This window comes from Methylobacter sp. sgz302048 (genome assembly GCF_052162025.1).
Classification (GTDB): Bacteria; Pseudomonadota; Gammaproteobacteria; order Methylococcales; family Methylomonadaceae; genus Methylobacter.
Window position 1 is genome coordinate 1,342,561 of sequence record NZ_CP197401.1, and the last position, 15,659, is coordinate 1,358,219.

At 61.7% G+C, this 15,659-nt stretch carries 14 protein-coding genes; 2 read left to right on the top strand and 12 right to left on the bottom strand.

Annotated elements, in window-relative coordinates; genetic code table 11:
* Positions 1–70 precede the first annotated feature (70 nt).
* A complete protein-coding gene (nadA, locus tag ACTNE6_RS06430; RefSeq protein ID WP_442499029.1) occupies positions 71–1,168 on the top strand; it encodes a quinolinate synthase NadA in 1,098 nt (365 codons plus the stop codon).
* Between the two features lie 390 nt (positions 1,169–1,558).
* On the opposite strand, the gene ACTNE6_RS06435 is transcribed toward nadA, so the two are convergent.
* The 12 genes from ACTNE6_RS06435 to ylqF form a co-directional block, all read right to left on the bottom strand.
* Positions 1,559–3,115, bottom strand: coding sequence for an FAD-binding oxidoreductase (locus ACTNE6_RS06435; protein ID WP_442499030.1), 1,557 nt, complete (start codon positions 3,113–3,115; stop codon positions 1,559–1,561).
* A 13-nt stretch (positions 3,116–3,128) separates the two neighbouring features.
* Positions 3,129–3,716 (bottom strand): hypothetical protein, encoded by a 588-nt coding sequence (locus ACTNE6_RS06440; protein ID WP_442499031.1) that lies wholly within the window; start codon positions 3,714–3,716, stop codon positions 3,129–3,131.
* A 10-nt stretch (positions 3,717–3,726) separates the two neighbouring features.
* Positions 3,727–4,056 (bottom strand): c-type cytochrome, encoded by a 330-nt coding sequence (locus tag ACTNE6_RS06445; RefSeq protein ID WP_442499032.1) that lies wholly within the window; start codon positions 4,054–4,056, stop codon positions 3,727–3,729.
* 10 nt (positions 4,057–4,066) lie between these two features.
* Complete coding sequence (locus ACTNE6_RS06450; RefSeq protein ID WP_442499033.1) at positions 4,067–4,609, bottom strand: aldehyde dehydrogenase family protein; 543 nt, start codon at positions 4,607–4,609, stop codon at positions 4,067–4,069.
* Positions 4,606–6,651, bottom strand: coding sequence for an ATP-dependent zinc metalloprotease FtsH (gene ftsH / locus ACTNE6_RS06455; RefSeq protein WP_442499034.1), 2,046 nt, complete (start codon positions 6,649–6,651; stop codon positions 4,606–4,608). The genes ACTNE6_RS06450 and ftsH overlap by 4 nt, the downstream gene beginning before the upstream one ends.
* A 19-nt stretch (positions 6,652–6,670) precedes the next feature.
* Complete coding sequence (locus ACTNE6_RS06460) at positions 6,671–7,783, bottom strand: c-type cytochrome (RefSeq protein WP_442499035.1); 1,113 nt, start codon at positions 7,781–7,783, stop codon at positions 6,671–6,673.
* A complete protein-coding gene (locus ACTNE6_RS06465; protein WP_442499036.1) occupies positions 7,774–8,385 on the bottom strand; it encodes a cytochrome c oxidase assembly protein in 612 nt (203 codons plus the stop codon). Before ACTNE6_RS06465 ends, ACTNE6_RS06460 begins: the two co-directional genes overlap by 10 nt.
* Positions 8,382–8,771 carry a hypothetical protein gene (locus ACTNE6_RS06470; RefSeq protein WP_194968657.1) on the bottom strand — a complete coding sequence of 130 codons (390 nt, stop codon included), beginning with the start codon at positions 8,769–8,771 and terminating at the stop codon, positions 8,382–8,384. Before ACTNE6_RS06470 ends, ACTNE6_RS06465 begins: the two co-directional genes overlap by 4 nt.
* Positions 8,768–11,311: a cytochrome c oxidase subunit I gene (gene ctaD / locus ACTNE6_RS06475; RefSeq protein WP_442499037.1), complete on the bottom strand. Its 2,544-nt coding sequence runs from the start codon at positions 11,309–11,311 to the stop codon at positions 8,768–8,770. The genes ACTNE6_RS06470 and ctaD overlap by 4 nt, the downstream gene beginning before the upstream one ends.
* A complete protein-coding gene (coxB, locus tag ACTNE6_RS06480) occupies positions 11,312–12,325 on the bottom strand; it encodes a cytochrome c oxidase subunit II (RefSeq protein ID WP_442499038.1) in 1,014 nt (337 codons plus the stop codon).
* A complete protein-coding gene (locus ACTNE6_RS06485; RefSeq protein WP_442499039.1) occupies positions 12,322–13,587 on the bottom strand; it encodes a ferredoxin reductase family protein in 1,266 nt (421 codons plus the stop codon). Before ACTNE6_RS06485 ends, coxB begins: the two co-directional genes overlap by 4 nt.
* A 394-nt stretch (positions 13,588–13,981) precedes the next feature.
* Positions 13,982–14,902 (bottom strand): ribosome biogenesis GTPase YlqF, encoded by a 921-nt coding sequence (gene ylqF / locus ACTNE6_RS06490; RefSeq protein ID WP_442499040.1) that lies wholly within the window; start codon positions 14,900–14,902, stop codon positions 13,982–13,984.
* A 134-nt stretch (positions 14,903–15,036) separates the two neighbouring features.
* Here ylqF and yfbR point away from each other — a divergent pair, with 134 nt between their 5' ends.
* Positions 15,037–15,651 (top strand): 5'-deoxynucleotidase, encoded by a 615-nt coding sequence (gene yfbR, locus ACTNE6_RS06495; protein WP_442499041.1) that lies wholly within the window; start codon positions 15,037–15,039, stop codon positions 15,649–15,651.
* Positions 15,652–15,659: the final 8 nt, after the last annotated feature.

The window sequence follows — 15,659 nt, forward strand, 5'->3', positions numbered from 1 at the left end:
AGTTAAGCACTTCGTTCCCTCGTGTCCGTGGTGAATTACCAAGTTATTCTCTGTTAAGGGTTGTCTTCAAATGACCGATACTGCATTACCGATTCAAGATTACGCATTGCTCAGCGACGAGGAATGCGATGCGCGCATTGTCGCGGCCAAGGAAAAGTTAGGCAAACGCTGTGTTATTCTCGGCCACCATTATCAGCGCGATGAAGTCTTCAAACATGCCGATCTGACCGGCGACTCATTGAAGCTGTCCAGGGAAGCAGCCCAGTCTGATGCCGAATACATCGTATTCTGCGGCGTGCATTTCATGGCCGAAGTTGCCGATATCCTGTCCAGGCCCGAACAGATCGCCATTTTGCCGGATATGGCGGCGGGCTGTTCCATGGCCGATATGGCTAACCTGATCAAGGTGCAGAAATGTTGGAACGAGCTGGCGGAAGTGCTGGATGTGGAATCTCAGGTTACACCCGTAACTTACATTAACTCGGCAGCCGATCTGAAAGCCTTCTGCGGCGAGCATGGCGGCATTGTTTGCACCTCTTCGAACGCGCAGAAAATTCTGGAATGGAGCTTTGCGCGCCGGGAGAAAATCCTGTTTTTCCCGGACCAGCATTTAGGCCGCAACACCGGCTACCGGATGGGCATTCCGCTGGAGGAAATGGTCGTCTGGGATTTCACCAAGCCGATGGGCGGGCTGACAGTCGAGCAGATCCGCAATGCCAAAATGATCCTGTGGAACGGTTATTGCTCCGTGCACCAGGCATTTCAGCCGGAACATATCGATAATTTCCTGAAGCGTTATCCTGAAACGAAGGTGATTTCGCATCCCGAAGCCTGTTTTGAAGTCTGCCAGAAATCCGATTACATCGGTTCTACGGAATACATTCTCAAGACTGTGCGTGAAGCCGAGCCGAACACCCGCTGGCTGGTCGGAACGGAATTGAACCTGGTCAATCGCCTGAGCGAGGAATGCAAAGCGCAGGGCAAAAACGTGCATTTCATGTCGCCCATGCTGTGCATGTGTTCGACCATGTTCAGAACCGATCCTCAGCATCTGGCCTGGGTGCTGGAAAATCTGGCGGCCGGCCATGTCGTCAACCAGATCTCCGTGCCGGCCAATATCGCCAAGCTGGCTAAAAAAGCGCTGGACGATATGCTGGCTATAAAATAGTGGTTAGTTTAATCAGCTGGAGCTACTCATCGACGCCTGATTGAAATTGTGAATTCAAATGCGCCATTGAAGGCGTAAAGGCGCCGATGACTTCGCTGAATAAATTCCGCCGTAATCGATAGCCATTGCTGATCATGCCGCCGCTCAACAGGCTGTCTTGGCTGAATTTTTAGAACAACTTGGCGATTAGTCTGCCTAAGCTGTTAGGCGTGGCGTCAAGGTTCGATTCATCATCGCAGCCGATTTAATGCTGCAACTGGCAACGGCCAAAAAACAAGAGGGCTTGGATGCCTACCTGAAACGCAGCCTACTTGGCTCGAAGCTGCTTACTGGACCAGAAATCCACATTTTTTCGGCTAATGCGACAGAACCGTCATCATGATTTTCCGCTTACGTGTCCAGGTCGATACCCGATTTGCCCGGCGCCAGGATATTGTTCGGATCGAGCGCGCGCTTGAGGGTCTTGTTGATCTCGCGCTGCACCGGACCATAGCTGTCGGCGACGCGGTTCATGAACGCGGTGTTTACCCGATAGACGCCGTAGCCGTTTTTTTCGAACTCGTCCAGCAGTTCGGCGAAGCAGTCGTGGGCGCGCTTCATCTCCTCCTCATCGGTACGATTGAACAGCACATCGATGATATGGTGCATGGCGCGCTGGGTGACGATGAATTCCCCGACATAATCCAGACCGTGCTTGTTGAGGATTTGGGTCGCCAGCTCGACCTGCTTGAGCGTCTCCGAGCCCCTGGCCTGGCTCACCGGCGCAAACCACATGGAACCGCCGCCGCCACGCCAGTTGTACAGACCGAATTCGGTCAGGGTCATGTTGCCGCGCATGAGGTCCGCCCGATACTTGAACGCCGGGTCGCTGCCGGCCTGCTCCTCGGTGACGATCTCGCCCTTGCCGGATTCCTGAACCAGTTCGGTGACGATCTTCCAGTTGATGTCGACATGCGCCTGCGTGCCGTACAGGGCGCCATAGACGGTCCAGGCCCCGATCTTGCGCTCGTCGCGGATGCGTTGGATGATCTCTTTTGAGGTCGCACCTTTGTCCGTGGTGTAGTCGGAGCGGCGCACAATGGCGCTGGCCTCGTAGAGCGTGCCGACGAACACCACGCCGTTGGGAATGATGCCGTTGATGCTCAACGGGCGGAACAGCTCCACCAGGTCCGCTATGTCCTCGTCCTTCTGATACTTGACCGCGAACGGCTTGAAGACATCCGGCTGCGGCATCAGCCAGAGGCCCATCTTGGTCACGATGCCGAAATTGGACTGCGTGAAGATGCCGTCCAGATACGGGCCGTAGCCCCATTTGAACACCTGCCAGGTATTGGAGCCCTTGACGCCACCCATGGCCGTGCGCAGCACTTTGCCATTGGCCAGCACCACTTCCATGCCGCACTGGAACAGGAAGTGCTCGGCATAGGGCGTGTAGCCTACGCCGCGGTCCAGGGTATTGCCGACAGGACCTACGATGGCCGACGGCGCCGGCGGGTCGACCCACAGCTTGTAGCCTTTTTCCTTGATGTAATCGACCAGTTGCTGGTAGGTCACGCCCGGCTCGACCAGGGCAGTGCACAGCTCCGGATCGACATCGATGATCTTGTTCATCTTCTTCAGATCCAATATCACCTGCCCCCGGTGGTGGGGCGCGGACGAGCCGTAGCCCAGGTTGTGGCCGGTGGACACAGTCCACACTGGGATCTTGTGCTCGTTGCAGATCGCCACGACGCCCTGCACCTGTTCCACGTTAGTGGCGATCAGCGCGGCGGAAGGCGCATGCTTGGCTTCCTCCACCGGCATCATGATCTTCATGTAGGGCACGAGCTGCTCGTCCTGGTCCAGGACGTTCCCGGCACCGAGCAGTTTACGGAACTTCTCGATGGCTTTTTGAAACTCTTGCTGCACAACTCCGCGCGGGAGTATGGCCTGGTTTGGTTCGGTCATGGGGGGGACTCCTTCAAGTCTCGATCGCGAAAGAAACGAAATGCCCGGTCAAAGGTGACTGCGCGGCATCGGCCGGCGGTGCCAGACCCGTTGGCGCGGAACCCCGCGAGGCAAGGGCGAGACCGAGGATCGCGGTCCACTGCCGCGAGTCGAGCCGGGCCGCCAGTTCTGAAGACGCCTGGTCGCCTAGCAGGCGATGACGGGATTGTCCAGGACTGGCCGAATGATACCCCAGCCACGGTAAACGGGCGTCCGAGGCGCGCGCCAGCTCGACGATCAGCGTGGCACTGGCGTCATCGACCAGGCCGATGATCCGGATCGGCCGTCCGGAGCGCAGCAGCCGGGTGAAATCCTGCACGAAGCCCATGCCGAGATCCGTGCGTTGCATCCAAGGGCGTTTATCCGGCAATGCCGCGGCGATGCCCAGAAGGAAAGCCGACTGTTCGGCTTCGCCGCTGACCAGCACCAGGAGGGGGAGTGTCGATTGGGCCTGGGCACTGACCGCGTTATTGGCCAGGGACAGGCTCCAGCGCCCCAGGGTCATGCCGGCGAGACCGCCCAGGGCGATACCTTTGAGAATGAAGCGGCGCGAGACATTCATGGCAGACTCCTCATTTCTGCGGCGCTGCGGACTTGGACAGATAATCGGCGACGTCCTGCAAAGCCTTATCATCAATAAAAGCGGCCGAAAAGGACGGCATCGCCCCCCAGCCATGGCGGACCCAGGCGCTGATATACCCGGGCGTCAAGTGTCGGCCCTTGATTGCCGGGCCGACCCCGACGTCATGACAATAACCGCAGACCTTGGCGTAGACATCTTCCCCGCTTTCCCAGGTGCCGCCGTCTTTGGCGAAGGCAGAAGCCGAGAGCAAAGCGAGAGAAAGAACGGCGCAGGCTTTGAAAGTCCGCTGCACGCCTTGACGGGTCATCGATGAGGGCATGTCGTGCTCCTTATGGATAGTGGAAGGTTAACGGAAAGACACAGGTTGTCCTTCGCCAGCACTCAGAACGGATAGGCACGCGGCGTATGCTGCACCGAAATCCAGTGCGTGGAAGTGAATTCATCGATAATCCACTCGCTGCCAAACCGTCCGATGCCGGAGTTTTTTCGCCGCCAAACGCCGCATGAGCCTCGTCGCCCAACGACGTGTCGTTGGCGCAGGTCATGCCGGCCTCGACCGCTTGCGCAAAGCGCACGCCACGCTCTAGGTCGCCGCAGTAAACAGCGCTTGAGAGCCCGTAATCGGTCGCATTCGCGAACCGCAGCGCGTCGTCTTCATTCCTGGTACGCGCACTTTGTAGGTGCAAATTTATTCGCACACAACCTTTTTCGGCCTTCTCGTGCCTGTCCAAGAAACCCAACCAGCGCAATAGTTTCGCTCTAGCGCTTTTTGGCCGCAGCGGCCGCGTATAGCGCATCGTGCCGGCCCATCGCGCTCCTGCAAAACTGCGTTGTCGGCGCGGCCCCAGGCTCCGGAAAAGGCGGGCACTCATTTGTTTTCATCGGCAACCGGTAAGGGCCGGTTTTCCACGGAGGGCGCTGGAGGCAGTCCGGTGACTTCCAGGATTTCCTGCTCATTAAGTGTCTCACGCGCGAGCAGGGCTTCGACCAGCGCGTCGAGTTCCCGACGATGCGCCTTCAAGAGACTTGTCGCTTGCGCGTGGCTCTCGTCGATGATTTTTTGCACCTCGGCGTCGATGACGCGGGCGGTCTCATCGCTGAAAGGCCTGGCGCCGCCGTATCCGCCGAGGGGGCTCAGGTAGGGATTTTCGCGGGGCGCGAGCTGCACCATCCCGAGCTCGTCGCTCATGCCCCAGCGCGTGACCATGTTGCGGGCCATCTGGGTGGCCTGCTCGATGTCGTTCTCGGCGCCGGTGGTCCGGGTGCCGTACACGATTTCCTCGGCCGCGCGCCCGCCCAGCATGCCGACAATTTTTGCGCGCAGGTAAGCTTCGGGATAGTTGTAACGGTCCGCCTGGGGACGCTGGTAGGTCACTCCGAGCGCCTGCCCGCGCGGCACGATCGAGACCCGGTGCACCGGATCGGCGTCGGGCACGACCAGGCCGAGGATGGCGTGTCCGCTCTCGTGATAGGCGATGCGCTCCTTGTCCGCGCGGCTCAGGAGCAGCGGGCGCTCGGGGCCGAGCACGATCTTTTCCAGCGCGTCCAGGAAGTCCTGCTGAAAAACCTCGTTCCGCTCGCGGCGCGCCGCCAGCAGTGCCGCCTCGTTGACCAGGTTTTTCAGGTCGGCGCCCGAGAGGCCGGGCGTCGTCGCGGCCAGCTCGCTCAGGCTGACGTCGCCGGCGAGCGGCACCTGGCGGGTGTGGACCTTCAAAATCGCCTCGCGGCCGGTCTTGTCCGGCAGGTTCACCACCACGCGCCGGTCGAAGCGGCCGGGCCTGAGCAGCGCCCGGTCCAGTACCTCGGGCTGGTTGGTCGCGGACAGCACGATGATGCCCTCGCGGCCTGAGAAACCGTCCATCTCGGTGAGGATCTGCTGCAGCGTCTGCTCGTGTTCGCTGGCGCCGCCGATTGCCACCTGTCCCCGCGCGCGGCCTATGGCGTCGATCTCGTCGATGAAGATGATCGCCGGCGCATGTTCGCGCGCCTGTTTGAACAGATCCCGCACGCGCGCCGCGCCCACGCCGACGATCATCTCCACGAACTCGGCGGCGCTCATCGAGAAGAACGGCACGCCGGCTTCCCCGGCGACGGCCTTCGCCAGCAGGGTCTTGCCGGTTCCCGGCGCGCCGACCAGCAGCACGCCTTTCGGCGCGCTCCCGCCCAGACGGGTGTATTTATCCGGGGACTTCAGGAAATCCACGATCTCGACCAGCTCGTTCTCGGCTTCGTCGATGCCGGCCACATCGTCGAAGGTGACTTTTGTGCCCGCCGTCTGGTCGTAGAGGCGCGCCTTGCTCCTGCCGATGCCCATGAGCCCGCCCATGCCGCCCATGCCACCCTGCTGCGAGGCTCGACGGTAGAGCCATACATAAAACAGGATGATCAGCAGCGCAGGGCCGAAGCCGAACAGGAGCGTGGCCCAGAAGCCGCCCTCCCGGATAGGCACCGCGCTGATCTCGACCTTGCGGTCGATCAGGAACGCCTCCAGTCCGGGGTCCACGAACGCGGGCAGTTCGGTCGTGAAGGTGTCCGCCGTTCCGGGCTCGGGTTGTCGAGGGCGCCCTGAGCCGGAGGCCGTCCCGTCTTCGCCTTCCGGCGGCCAGGTAACCGGCGCAACAAAGCGGCCTTCGATGCTCGTCCCGTGGCTGTAAATCGCCTTGACGTTGCCCCTCGCGACCTCTTCCTTGAAGGTGGTATAAGGGATGGTGACGGACTCGCCGGCTTCCGGAAAGATAATCCTCATCAGCAGGTAGTTGATGAGCAGGATGGCCAGGAATGTCATCCAGGTCTTGCGCGGCGGAATGTTCATTTGTCCAATGCCCTTCGGTTTCTCCGGCTGGCCGTCTTCAGGCCGGTTTCGGTCGTCGGGTGCCGCGTCGCTGTTGCGTGGTGGTTGTGTCTGCCAATTCATAATAACTCCCATGACGTGTTCATCGTTCTGTTGCTGCGGAATTGGGCACGGCGCTCTGCCGCGCGAAAAAGCGAGCCAGGGGTTCGATCATGCGTTCGGGAATGCGGCGCGCGATCACCGGCATGAGCAAATTCGGCTTGCGCGCATCGACGATGGTTCCGTCCCCGCGCCATCGGCGGAGCCGGGCGGCGAGATACTCCGGCTTCTGGCCGGCCAGCGTCGGATAGTCCGGGCGTTTGCCCGGTGCGTGGCATCTGGAGCAGGGCGGCAGATTGGCTTCCCTCAAACCGTTTGCGAAGATGCGTTCGGCCAGCCGGTCATCCGCCGTCGGGTCGGCGGCAGCGGCAGTCCTGGCTTTGGCCAGCCCTCCAGGAAGCCCGGCGTAATGCTTCGCCAGCGCCTGCATGAGATCGAGGTCCAGCCGGGCGGCGGCCGCTCCCATCACGCCGCTGGATCGCCTGCCCGCCGCGTAGGCGCGGAGCGCAGCCGACAGGTAGGCCGGTTGTTGTCCGGCTAATATCGGAATGTCGGGCTGGCCGCGCCCGTCGTCGGCATGGCAGCGCTCGCAGTCGGGCAATGCATCTTCCAACCGTATCGGCTTGCCACCGGCGACGCGCCCGTCGGGTCCATAGGCGAGCGTGCGATATTCGGCCGGCGTCATGCCCGGCAGCCGCCGCACGAAGGCGGTCATGCGGCGGATTTCGTCATCCCGGTCCAGCGCGGGCCAGGCGGGCATGGCAGTAAATTTCACGCCATGCTTCACGATCCAGAAAAGCTGCCGGTCAGTCCAGGAATGAGCGGTCGCGGCCAAATCGGGCGCCGCCGGTGTCGCGCCCTTCATGACGCGGGCCGGCTGTTCGCCCGGCGCGCCGTGACAGAAGGCGCAATTGGCGGCGTAGTGGCCGGCGGCGGAGGTCAGGCCGCCGGCATCGGCCGCGGGTTCGTCCACCGTCAGCGCGGCATAGGTGCGAACCGTGTTGCGCATCGACCAGTGGAGAAACCAGTCGGTGATCGCCCAATGGCCAGTCGAGGCGCCGATGTTGAGAACGCCCGACCAGGCGATCGCCAGGGCGAGCATGAACAGCGCCGCCGCCGCGGCAAACGCCCGCTTCCAGGTAATCTTCAGGACCATTGCCGCGCCCCCGCCGGGCGATTGCTCCGCAGCAGACCGAAAAGCAGCGCCAGTCCGCCGGCCAGATAGCTGCCGCCGCCTACCAGCAGCATGATGACGCCGCCCAGCTGCTGATCGGCGACCAGGGACAGCGTGACGCCGAAGCCGGTAAAGCCGGCCGTGCCGAACAGCGTGCGCGGGGCCAGGGTAATGAGCGTCCCCAGCAGCGTCATGTGCATCGTGGTCAGCAGCAGCGCGACAATGCCGGCGGCGCGCGTTTCCAGGCAGGCACTCCACAGCAGCAGGCCGGCGGCCAGAAACATCGTCTGTTCCAGCGCCAGACCGATCGCGCCGCCCGCGGCAAAGGCGCGCGCGGCCGGCCAATGCCAGCCCCAGACGACAAGCAGTTCGAGCAGCGACATCGGCAAAGGCGCGACAACCAGCGGCCAGCGCGAAGCAGGATCGGCCCGCGTACCGGCTAGCCCCAACGCCATGAGCGGGGCCGCGACCGCCACGGCCGCCATGTGCGCCGCCATATGCGCGGTCATGCCATGGCCCGACGCGGCGGTGGCCCAAGCCGCCGCAAGCACGGCAACGCCGGCGACGAAAGCCGGGCGTTTCATCTGCAATCCTCAAAGACGAAAGCCGACAGGGCCGTGAACAGGATGGCGACAAAGCTTAAGCCCGCCAGCAGCAGCGTCGATACGGCGAGGAAACGCAACCGGTCCTCGTCGGTGCTGTCTTGATACGGCGGCAGATCGCCCTGAATTCGCGACTGGGCCCAGGCGATATAGCCAAAAGCCACGACCAGCAGCAGCGCCACAACGGTCGCGGCGGCGATGCCGGTGCGGATGTCGACGATGACCTCGGCCGATCCGCTCTTGGCGCAGCGGACGGCGGCGTAAACGTAGGAGAACAGAAAATGCAGCGCCCAGACCGTGGGCGGTACGACCAGCATCCATAAAGACGATTTCAATCGTTGCGCGAGTTTGTGGAGTTTGCGAATCATGCCAACCTCGGGAAAAAACCGATCACCAGAAACGTGATGAGCGCGCTCAACGCCAGGAAATGCCCGTAGACGGTGATATTGCGCACATCGCCGTCATAAACCGGGGTCATACGTCCCGCGAGACTGCGAGTCAGCGCGAAAAGTTGCATGACGACGCCAAACGCCGCATGGACCGCGATCCAGATGACCAGCACCCAGACGATCGCCGGATAGACATGCAGCGCGGGATCGAGTCCGGCGCGCCATGGTCCGGCCAGCCCCGCCAGTCCGCCGGTGCCGGTCGCTGCGGCCGCTACGGCCAGTGCGGCGCGGGCAAGCCCGACCCGGCCGCGTGCATTGGTTTCGCGCGCGGCGATGGTTAGCACCCACCCGGCCAGAATCAAGGCAAGCGCAACCATCGGCCAATACGCCCCGGGCCCGGCCTGGCCGGGCAGCGGTTCAGGCGGGAAATCGGCATGCACCGTCCAGAAGAAGAAATAGCCGAAAATCAGGCCGGCGAAGGCCGTCGCATCGCCGACCATGGTAATGAACATGGCCCACCAGCCCGATGAAGCGGGGCCGGACGCATAGAGCGGCAGCACGACGCCGAGGCCGGCGTGCTTTTCGGCCTTTTCGGGGATAAGCCCGGTTCCCGTCCAAAGCCACCACAGGATCACGGCCAGGGCGGCCAGCCCGCTCGCCAGCGCGCTCCAATAGAAGTGATAGGTGGTCAGGATGAAGACGCCGCCGAGCGCGATCGCGGCCAGCATGGGAATGGGCGTGGGCCCGCCGATCCGCGCGACCTGGAGCGGGCGCCCATCGAGAACCGAGGTGATCATTAGCTCGCGGTAGCCTTCCTCCGCATCGGGCAGGAAGTAGCGGCCCTCATCGACCTGCCTGAGAAAACCGGGCTGGTCCCAGAGCGGATAGCGGCTCTCGATCAGCGGCACCGAGCGAACGCCCCAGTTTTCCTGCTGCGAAAACTCCAGCCATTCGAGCGTGCCCGCATTCCAGGGGTTGCGCGGGACGCGCGGCCGCCGGGGCGAGAGGCAAAGATCGACCACCACCACGGCAACGCCCGCCGCGAACAGAAAGGCGCCGAGCGTGGACAGGAGGTTGAGCGTACCGACGCCGAGTGCCTCCGAATAAGTGTAGACCCGGCGCGGCATGCCCATCAGCCCGGAAATGTGCATCGGAAAGAAGCCGAGATTGAAGCCGACGAACATCATCCAGAAGGCGATGCGGCCGAGCCGGTCGGACAGTTTCTTGGCGGTCACCAATGGCCAGTAATAATACAGACCGGCGAACAGCGGCAGCACCGAGCCGCCGATCAGAACGTAGTGGAGGTGGGCGACGATGAAATAGGTGTCGTGCGCCTGCCAGTCGAACGGCGCTGCCGCCACCATCACGCCGGTCAGCCCGCCGATCACGAAGATCGCCAGCGAGCCCGCTCCGTAGAGCATCGGCGTCGACCAGACGACGCGGCCCGCCCATATAGTGGCGATGAACACGAAGATTTGCACAGCGGTCGGAATCGCCACGGCCTCCGACGCGGCCGAGAAGAAGCCGAGGCTGATGTTCGGCATGCCGGTGGCGAACATGTGGTGCACCCACAGGCCGAAGCTCAGGAAACCGGTGCCGACCGCCGCCAGCACGATCCAGGGATAGCCGAGCAGATGGCGCTGCGCGAAGGTCGGGATCACCATCGCGAAAATCGCGATCGAGGGCAGGAAGATGATATAGACCTCCGGATGGCCGAAAATCCAGAACAAATGCTGCCAGAGCAACGGATCGCCGCCGCGCTTCGCATCGAAGAAAGGCCAGTCGAGCAGGCGCTCCATTTCGAACAGGATGTCGCCGGCGATCAGCGGTGGGAAGGCGAACAGGATCATCACCGCCACCACGAGAATGTACCAGGCATAGAGCGGCATCAGGTTCAGCCGCATGCCCGGCGGCCGGCATTTCAGCACGCCCACGATCAGCTCGACCGCGGCGGCGATCGACGACACCTCGATGAAGGACAGGCCCAGCATCCAGATGTCCGCGCCGATGCCCGCAGTCGAAGGCTCGGTGGACAGCGGCGGGTACATGAACCAACCGCCGTCCGGGGCCGCGTCGAAGAAAATCGAGCCGGCCACGAATACGCCGCCGATCAGGAAGCTCCAGTAGCCGAAAGCGGACAGGCGCGGAAAAGGCAGATCGCGCGCGCCCAGCAGCTGCGGCAGGATCAGCACCGAGACCGCTTCGAACATCGGCACAGCGAACAGGAACATCATCATCGAGCCGTGCAGCGTGAACAGCTGATTGAACGTCGACGCGGAAACGAGATTGTTTTCGGGCACGGCGAGCTGGGCACGCATGATCAGCGCCAGCACGCCCGCGAACAGCAGCATCCCGAAGGCGGTGAGGGTGTACCAGATGCCGACCGCATTGTTGTTGGTATCGGTCCAGCGCAGGAACAAGCCCTTGGGAGGGCTCCAGACGGCGCGCAGCCGCTCTTCCTGCGCGGCGCGGACGGCCGGGTCGTTCTGATCGGGTTGAGTGTTCGCTGCGACAGGCATTTAACGAAGCTCCGCAAGATAATTGGAAATCGCTTCCGCGTCCTTGCCGGGCATGTCCTTGAAGCTCGGCATCAGGGCGCCGGGTTTCACTGAGGCCGGGTCGCGGATGAAGCGGCTGAAGGCGTCGCGGGTCATCGGCAACGTACCGGCGCCCAGTGAGCGGCGTGAGCCGACGTGAGTGAGATCGGGCCCGATCGTGCTGTCTTCGGCATGGCCGCGGATGGTATGGCAGCCGCCGCAGCCGTATTCCTCGAACAAGTGCCGGCCCGGACTGTCGATACCGGCCGCCGGACGTGCCGCGTCGGCCAGCCAGCGGTCGAAATCAGCAGGCTCCATCGCCACCACGTCGAACGCCATGCGGGCATGGCTCAGCCCGCAAAATTCCGCGCAGGCGCCGCGATAGACGCCTGCCTGGGTGGCGCGCACAACCAGATCGTTGGTGCGGCCCGGAATCATGTCCACCTTGCCGGCCAGACCCGGTATCCAGAAACTGTGGATAACGTCCGGACTCGACAGGGCGAAGGCTACGGTGCGTCCCACGGGCACCCGGATTTCGTTGGCCGTTTCCACGGGTTGGCCGCCGGCCGGCAGATAGCGCACGCGCCACCAGAACTGTTCACCGTCGACGGCGATTTTGAGATCATCGGCACCCGTCGGCAGGGTCCGCATTTTCGTCAGCGAGGACACCAGCAGCGCCGTAAGGAGCACAGTCGGGCCGATAGCGCCCAGCCAGAGGATCACACGCATTCCGCCCTGATGGTCGAGCCGGCCGGCCGGTGCGCGCGCGGCATGCCACGCGAGCCACAACACGCCGATCGTGATCACGGTGGCGGCGGCGGTCATCCCCCAGGTGAAGGCGCGGGTTGATTCCGCCTCGATGCCGAAAGCCGAAAAAGCGGACTGGACCCCCGTGCAGCCGCCGGACAGCGCCGCGGCAGCGCCATACGCCAGGCGAAGCAGGGCACGGCTGATAGCTTTGAATATGCCGGGTTGATCTGGGGTGCGGCCTGTCATCGGAATTCAAAGTACTCATACCGGAGGTTCGCGTCCGGTATTTTGTTTTCGCGCATCAGCGCCTGGATGCGCTTCAAAAGGCCTTTGGGGCCGCAAAAGCTGATATCCACCGCCACGGGACCCGCATTTCGGGCGATTTCGCCAAACCGTTTGACGAATTCCGGGCTAGACGGACCGGTCGATATGGGTATGAATTCCGCGCCGTACTGCCGGGCCAGATCGTCCAGCACCTCGGCGCTGGGAAACTCGCGCCCCGGCGTGAAGAAATAGAACAGGGTGACCTTGTCTAAATTTTTCGCCGATTCATCCGTCAGCCAGGCAATGAACGGCGAGATGCCGACGCCGCCCCCGATCCAGACTTCACGTTTCGCGGCCGGCGGACGCCTGAAACGCCCGTACGGCGCGTAGATGTCCGCATACATATCTGCGCGCGCTTCCTTTACCAGCCTGTGGGTATAGTCGCCGAGGGCGCGGATCACGAAATGCACATGACCGTCCGGCTCGCTGCGGCTTGCGATTGTAAAGGGGTGCGGTTCGCGCAGGCCGTCTTCCTTCATCCTGATGAAGCCGAACTGTCCTGGCTCGAACGAAAGAGCTCGCTTCACCGGCGCAAGCTCCAGGTGCAGCGCGTTGGCGCCGGCGTTCGCCTCGACGATGCGGTACTCGGCGTGGTTAGCCAGAAACGGATAGAGCAGCAGCTTGTAGCCGGCGGCGGCAACGCCCAGCGCCGATAGCGCGGCCAGCCATATGCCGGCCGGACTGTCGATGGCGATGGGCGATTTGAAGCTCAGCCAGTGCAGGATGACGATTAGGAATAGCGGCCCGGACAGCTTGTGCCACCAGCGCCAGACGCTGTAAGGAATCTTCCGGTTCAATGCCAGCATGACGATCAGCATCAGAGCGATGAAGCTCAGCTGCCGCACCAGGCGGGTGTAGTAGGGGGGCAGCGAGAGGATCGAGGCGGTCTGCCAGGCTTCCAGATTGGCCTTGAACACGAAATGAAACGACGCAAAAACTAGCGCCCAGATGCCCAGCCATTTGTGCGTCAGATAAACGCGGTCGAGTCCGCCGAACAGTGATTCGACGCTTTTCCAGCGACCACCCAACAGGGCCGCGGCGCCCATCAACGCCACCGCCGCACCCCCGAAGGCCAGGCTGAACGCGGCCGAAGTCAGCCAGGTGGCCTGGGGCAGTTCCACGATCACCAGGGCGCAGCTCATTAAGGCCAGAAAAAGGACTGCGTGCCAGGTCTTGATGTGCATAGGGTGCTCCTTTATCGTCCGTCCCGCGCCAGGAGTGCTGCCGACCACTTGCAACGCCTAACAAGATTATAAAGTTTTCGTATATCTACCATATCCAAACCTTTAATAACCATAAAATAGTCATCAAAAATCAATTTATTGGTGGTCTAACATTCGGACTGGAAGGCCATGCGGTTATCATGGCTCTGCGGGTTATTCGCCTGGCGTCTGGCTTGTCGGAATTTTATTAATGGTTGTTATACATTTGTCGCGCCGGGCACTGGCGCTTTTAAGGTCACCCATGCCTATGCGGGCTAAAATGCCCGGACGGCGCGGCAGGGGCTGCGAGGACGTTGGCTGGAGCGTCGCTTACAAGGGCGCTCCTCGGTTCATTGATAAATCATCGAGGCACAGCTTACTTCGAATCCTTCCACTTCTGCTTCCTGGCCAGTTTCTTTGCCGCTTTCTGTTCGCGGATGACAGCCAGTTCGGCCAGTTCCTGTTCCATCATGGCCGGCGTTTCCAGGCTGATGCGGCCGATCGTGCCGGCGCGCAGTTCGGACAATAGCAGCTTGGCGACCTTATCCATGTCTACGCGTCCGCCCGCACGCAGGCAGCCGCGATTTCTGCCGATAGTCTCCATAAGTTCCTGTTCGCCGTCCGGCAGTTGCTCGATCTGAAAACGGGCCTTCAGCAAATCGGGATAATGCTTTAACAGATACTCGGCCGCGAAAAAGGCGATATGCTCATGGTTGATGGCCGTATCCTTGATCGCGCCCGTGGTCGCCAGCCGATAGCCGCTGTTCCGGTTCTCGACATTGGGCCAGAGCACGCCGGGCGTGTCCCACAGGACGATGCCGTTGCCGATATCGATGCGCTGCTGGGTTTTGGTGATGGCCGGTTCATTGCCGGTCTTGGCGATGATCCTGCCGGCCAGTATGTTGATCAGCGTGGACTTGCCGACATTCGGTATGCCTACGATCAGGGCCTGTATCAGCCGGCCGCCGCTGTCCTTGCCGGGCAGCATCTTGTGGCACAGGTCGGCGATCTGGCGCATTCTCTCGGGCTGCTCGATGGTCAATGCCAGAGTCTTGACGCCTTTTTCCTGCTCCAGATAGGTCTGCCATTCCTGAGTCATGTCCGGGTCGGCAAGATCGCTTTTGCTGAGCACCTTGATGCAGGGCTTGTCGCCCCGCAGCGCTTTCAGCATCGGGTTCTCGCTGCTGAACGGAATGCGCGCGTCCAGAATTTCAATGATCAGGTCAACCTGCGGCAGGATGTGCTTGATCTCTTTGCTGGCCTTGTGCATATGGCCGGGATACCACTGAATAAGCATGATGTTTTTCAAATAGTTGAGAGCTGGGCGGCATTATAACAACTATCGAATCGCGCCGCCGCGATGACAATGCAGCAAAAAAGGCTCATATTCAGTATCATGTGCGGCAAAAACCGATTGCTATGGCTATCCGTATGAAAACGAAGAAAGAAACAACGATAACGAGCAGTTTTTACGCCTACTTGTCAAGGCTGCGCTGGATCAAGCGCTGGGGGCTCAAGCGCAACGCCCATGACGAGAACGTCATGGAGCACAGCTGGGAAGTTTCTGTCATCGCGCATACGCTGGCCCTGATCAAAAACCGCTATTACGGCGGTAATGTCGATGCCAATGCCATCGCTGCCGCGGCTTTGTATCACGATATCACCGAAGTGATCACGGGCGATCTGCCGACGCCGATCAAATACCATTCCGAGGAAATCAGCGCGGCCTACAAGCAGATTGAAAGACAGGCCGAGAAGGAACTGCTGAACCTGCTGCCGGCAGAATTGCAGGCCGACTTTCAGGCGTTGATTCATCATGACCAAATGCCGGAGGAGCATGTGCGCATCATCAAGGCCGCCGACAAGATCTCGGCCTATCTCAAATGTCAGGCCGAGCTGAAAGCCGGCAATGCGGAATTCGAGATGGCCGCCGAGCAGCTGGCCAAAACCATCGCAGAATCCGATCAGCCCGAAGTCATATTTTTCATGCAGGCGTTCGTGCCCAGTTGCGGCCTGACGCTGGACGGTCTCATGAAAACCTATTGAGCCGGCAA

What these genes read in the sequence shown, in the direction of transcription:
- nadA (WP_442499029.1), top strand. Translation starts at nt 71, where the DNA reads ATGACCGATACTGCATTACCGATTCAAGATTACGCATTGCTCAGCGAC.
- ACTNE6_RS06435 (WP_442499030.1), bottom strand. Translation starts at nt 3,115, where the DNA reads ATGACCGAACCAAACCAGGCCATACTCCCGCGCGGAGTTGTGCAGCAA.
- ACTNE6_RS06440 (WP_442499031.1), bottom strand. Translation starts at nt 3,716, where the DNA reads ATGAATGTCTCGCGCCGCTTCATTCTCAAAGGTATCGCCCTGGGCGGT.
- ACTNE6_RS06445 (WP_442499032.1), bottom strand. Translation starts at nt 4,056, where the DNA reads ATGCCCTCATCGATGACCCGTCAAGGCGTGCAGCGGACTTTCAAAGCC.
- ACTNE6_RS06450 (WP_442499033.1), bottom strand. Translation starts at nt 4,609, where the DNA reads ATGAGTGCCCGCCTTTTCCGGAGCCTGGGGCCGCGCCGACAACGCAGT.
- ftsH (WP_442499034.1), bottom strand. Translation starts at nt 6,651, where the DNA reads ATGAATTGGCAGACACAACCACCACGCAACAGCGACGCGGCACCCGAC.
- ACTNE6_RS06460 (WP_442499035.1), bottom strand. Translation starts at nt 7,783, where the DNA reads ATGGTCCTGAAGATTACCTGGAAGCGGGCGTTTGCCGCGGCGGCGGCG.
- ACTNE6_RS06465 (WP_442499036.1), bottom strand. Translation starts at nt 8,385, where the DNA reads ATGAAACGCCCGGCTTTCGTCGCCGGCGTTGCCGTGCTTGCGGCGGCT.
- ACTNE6_RS06470 (WP_194968657.1), bottom strand. Translation starts at nt 8,771, where the DNA reads ATGATTCGCAAACTCCACAAACTCGCGCAACGATTGAAATCGTCTTTA.
- ctaD (WP_442499037.1), bottom strand. Translation starts at nt 11,311, where the DNA reads ATGCCTGTCGCAGCGAACACTCAACCCGATCAGAACGACCCGGCCGTC.
- coxB (WP_442499038.1), bottom strand. Translation starts at nt 12,325, where the DNA reads ATGACAGGCCGCACCCCAGATCAACCCGGCATATTCAAAGCTATCAGC.
- ACTNE6_RS06485 (WP_442499039.1), bottom strand. Translation starts at nt 13,587, where the DNA reads ATGCACATCAAGACCTGGCACGCAGTCCTTTTTCTGGCCTTAATGAGC.
- ylqF (WP_442499040.1), bottom strand. Translation starts at nt 14,902, where the DNA reads ATGCTTATTCAGTGGTATCCCGGCCATATGCACAAGGCCAGCAAAGAG.
- yfbR (WP_442499041.1), top strand. Translation starts at nt 15,037, where the DNA reads ATGAAAACGAAGAAAGAAACAACGATAACGAGCAGTTTTTACGCCTAC.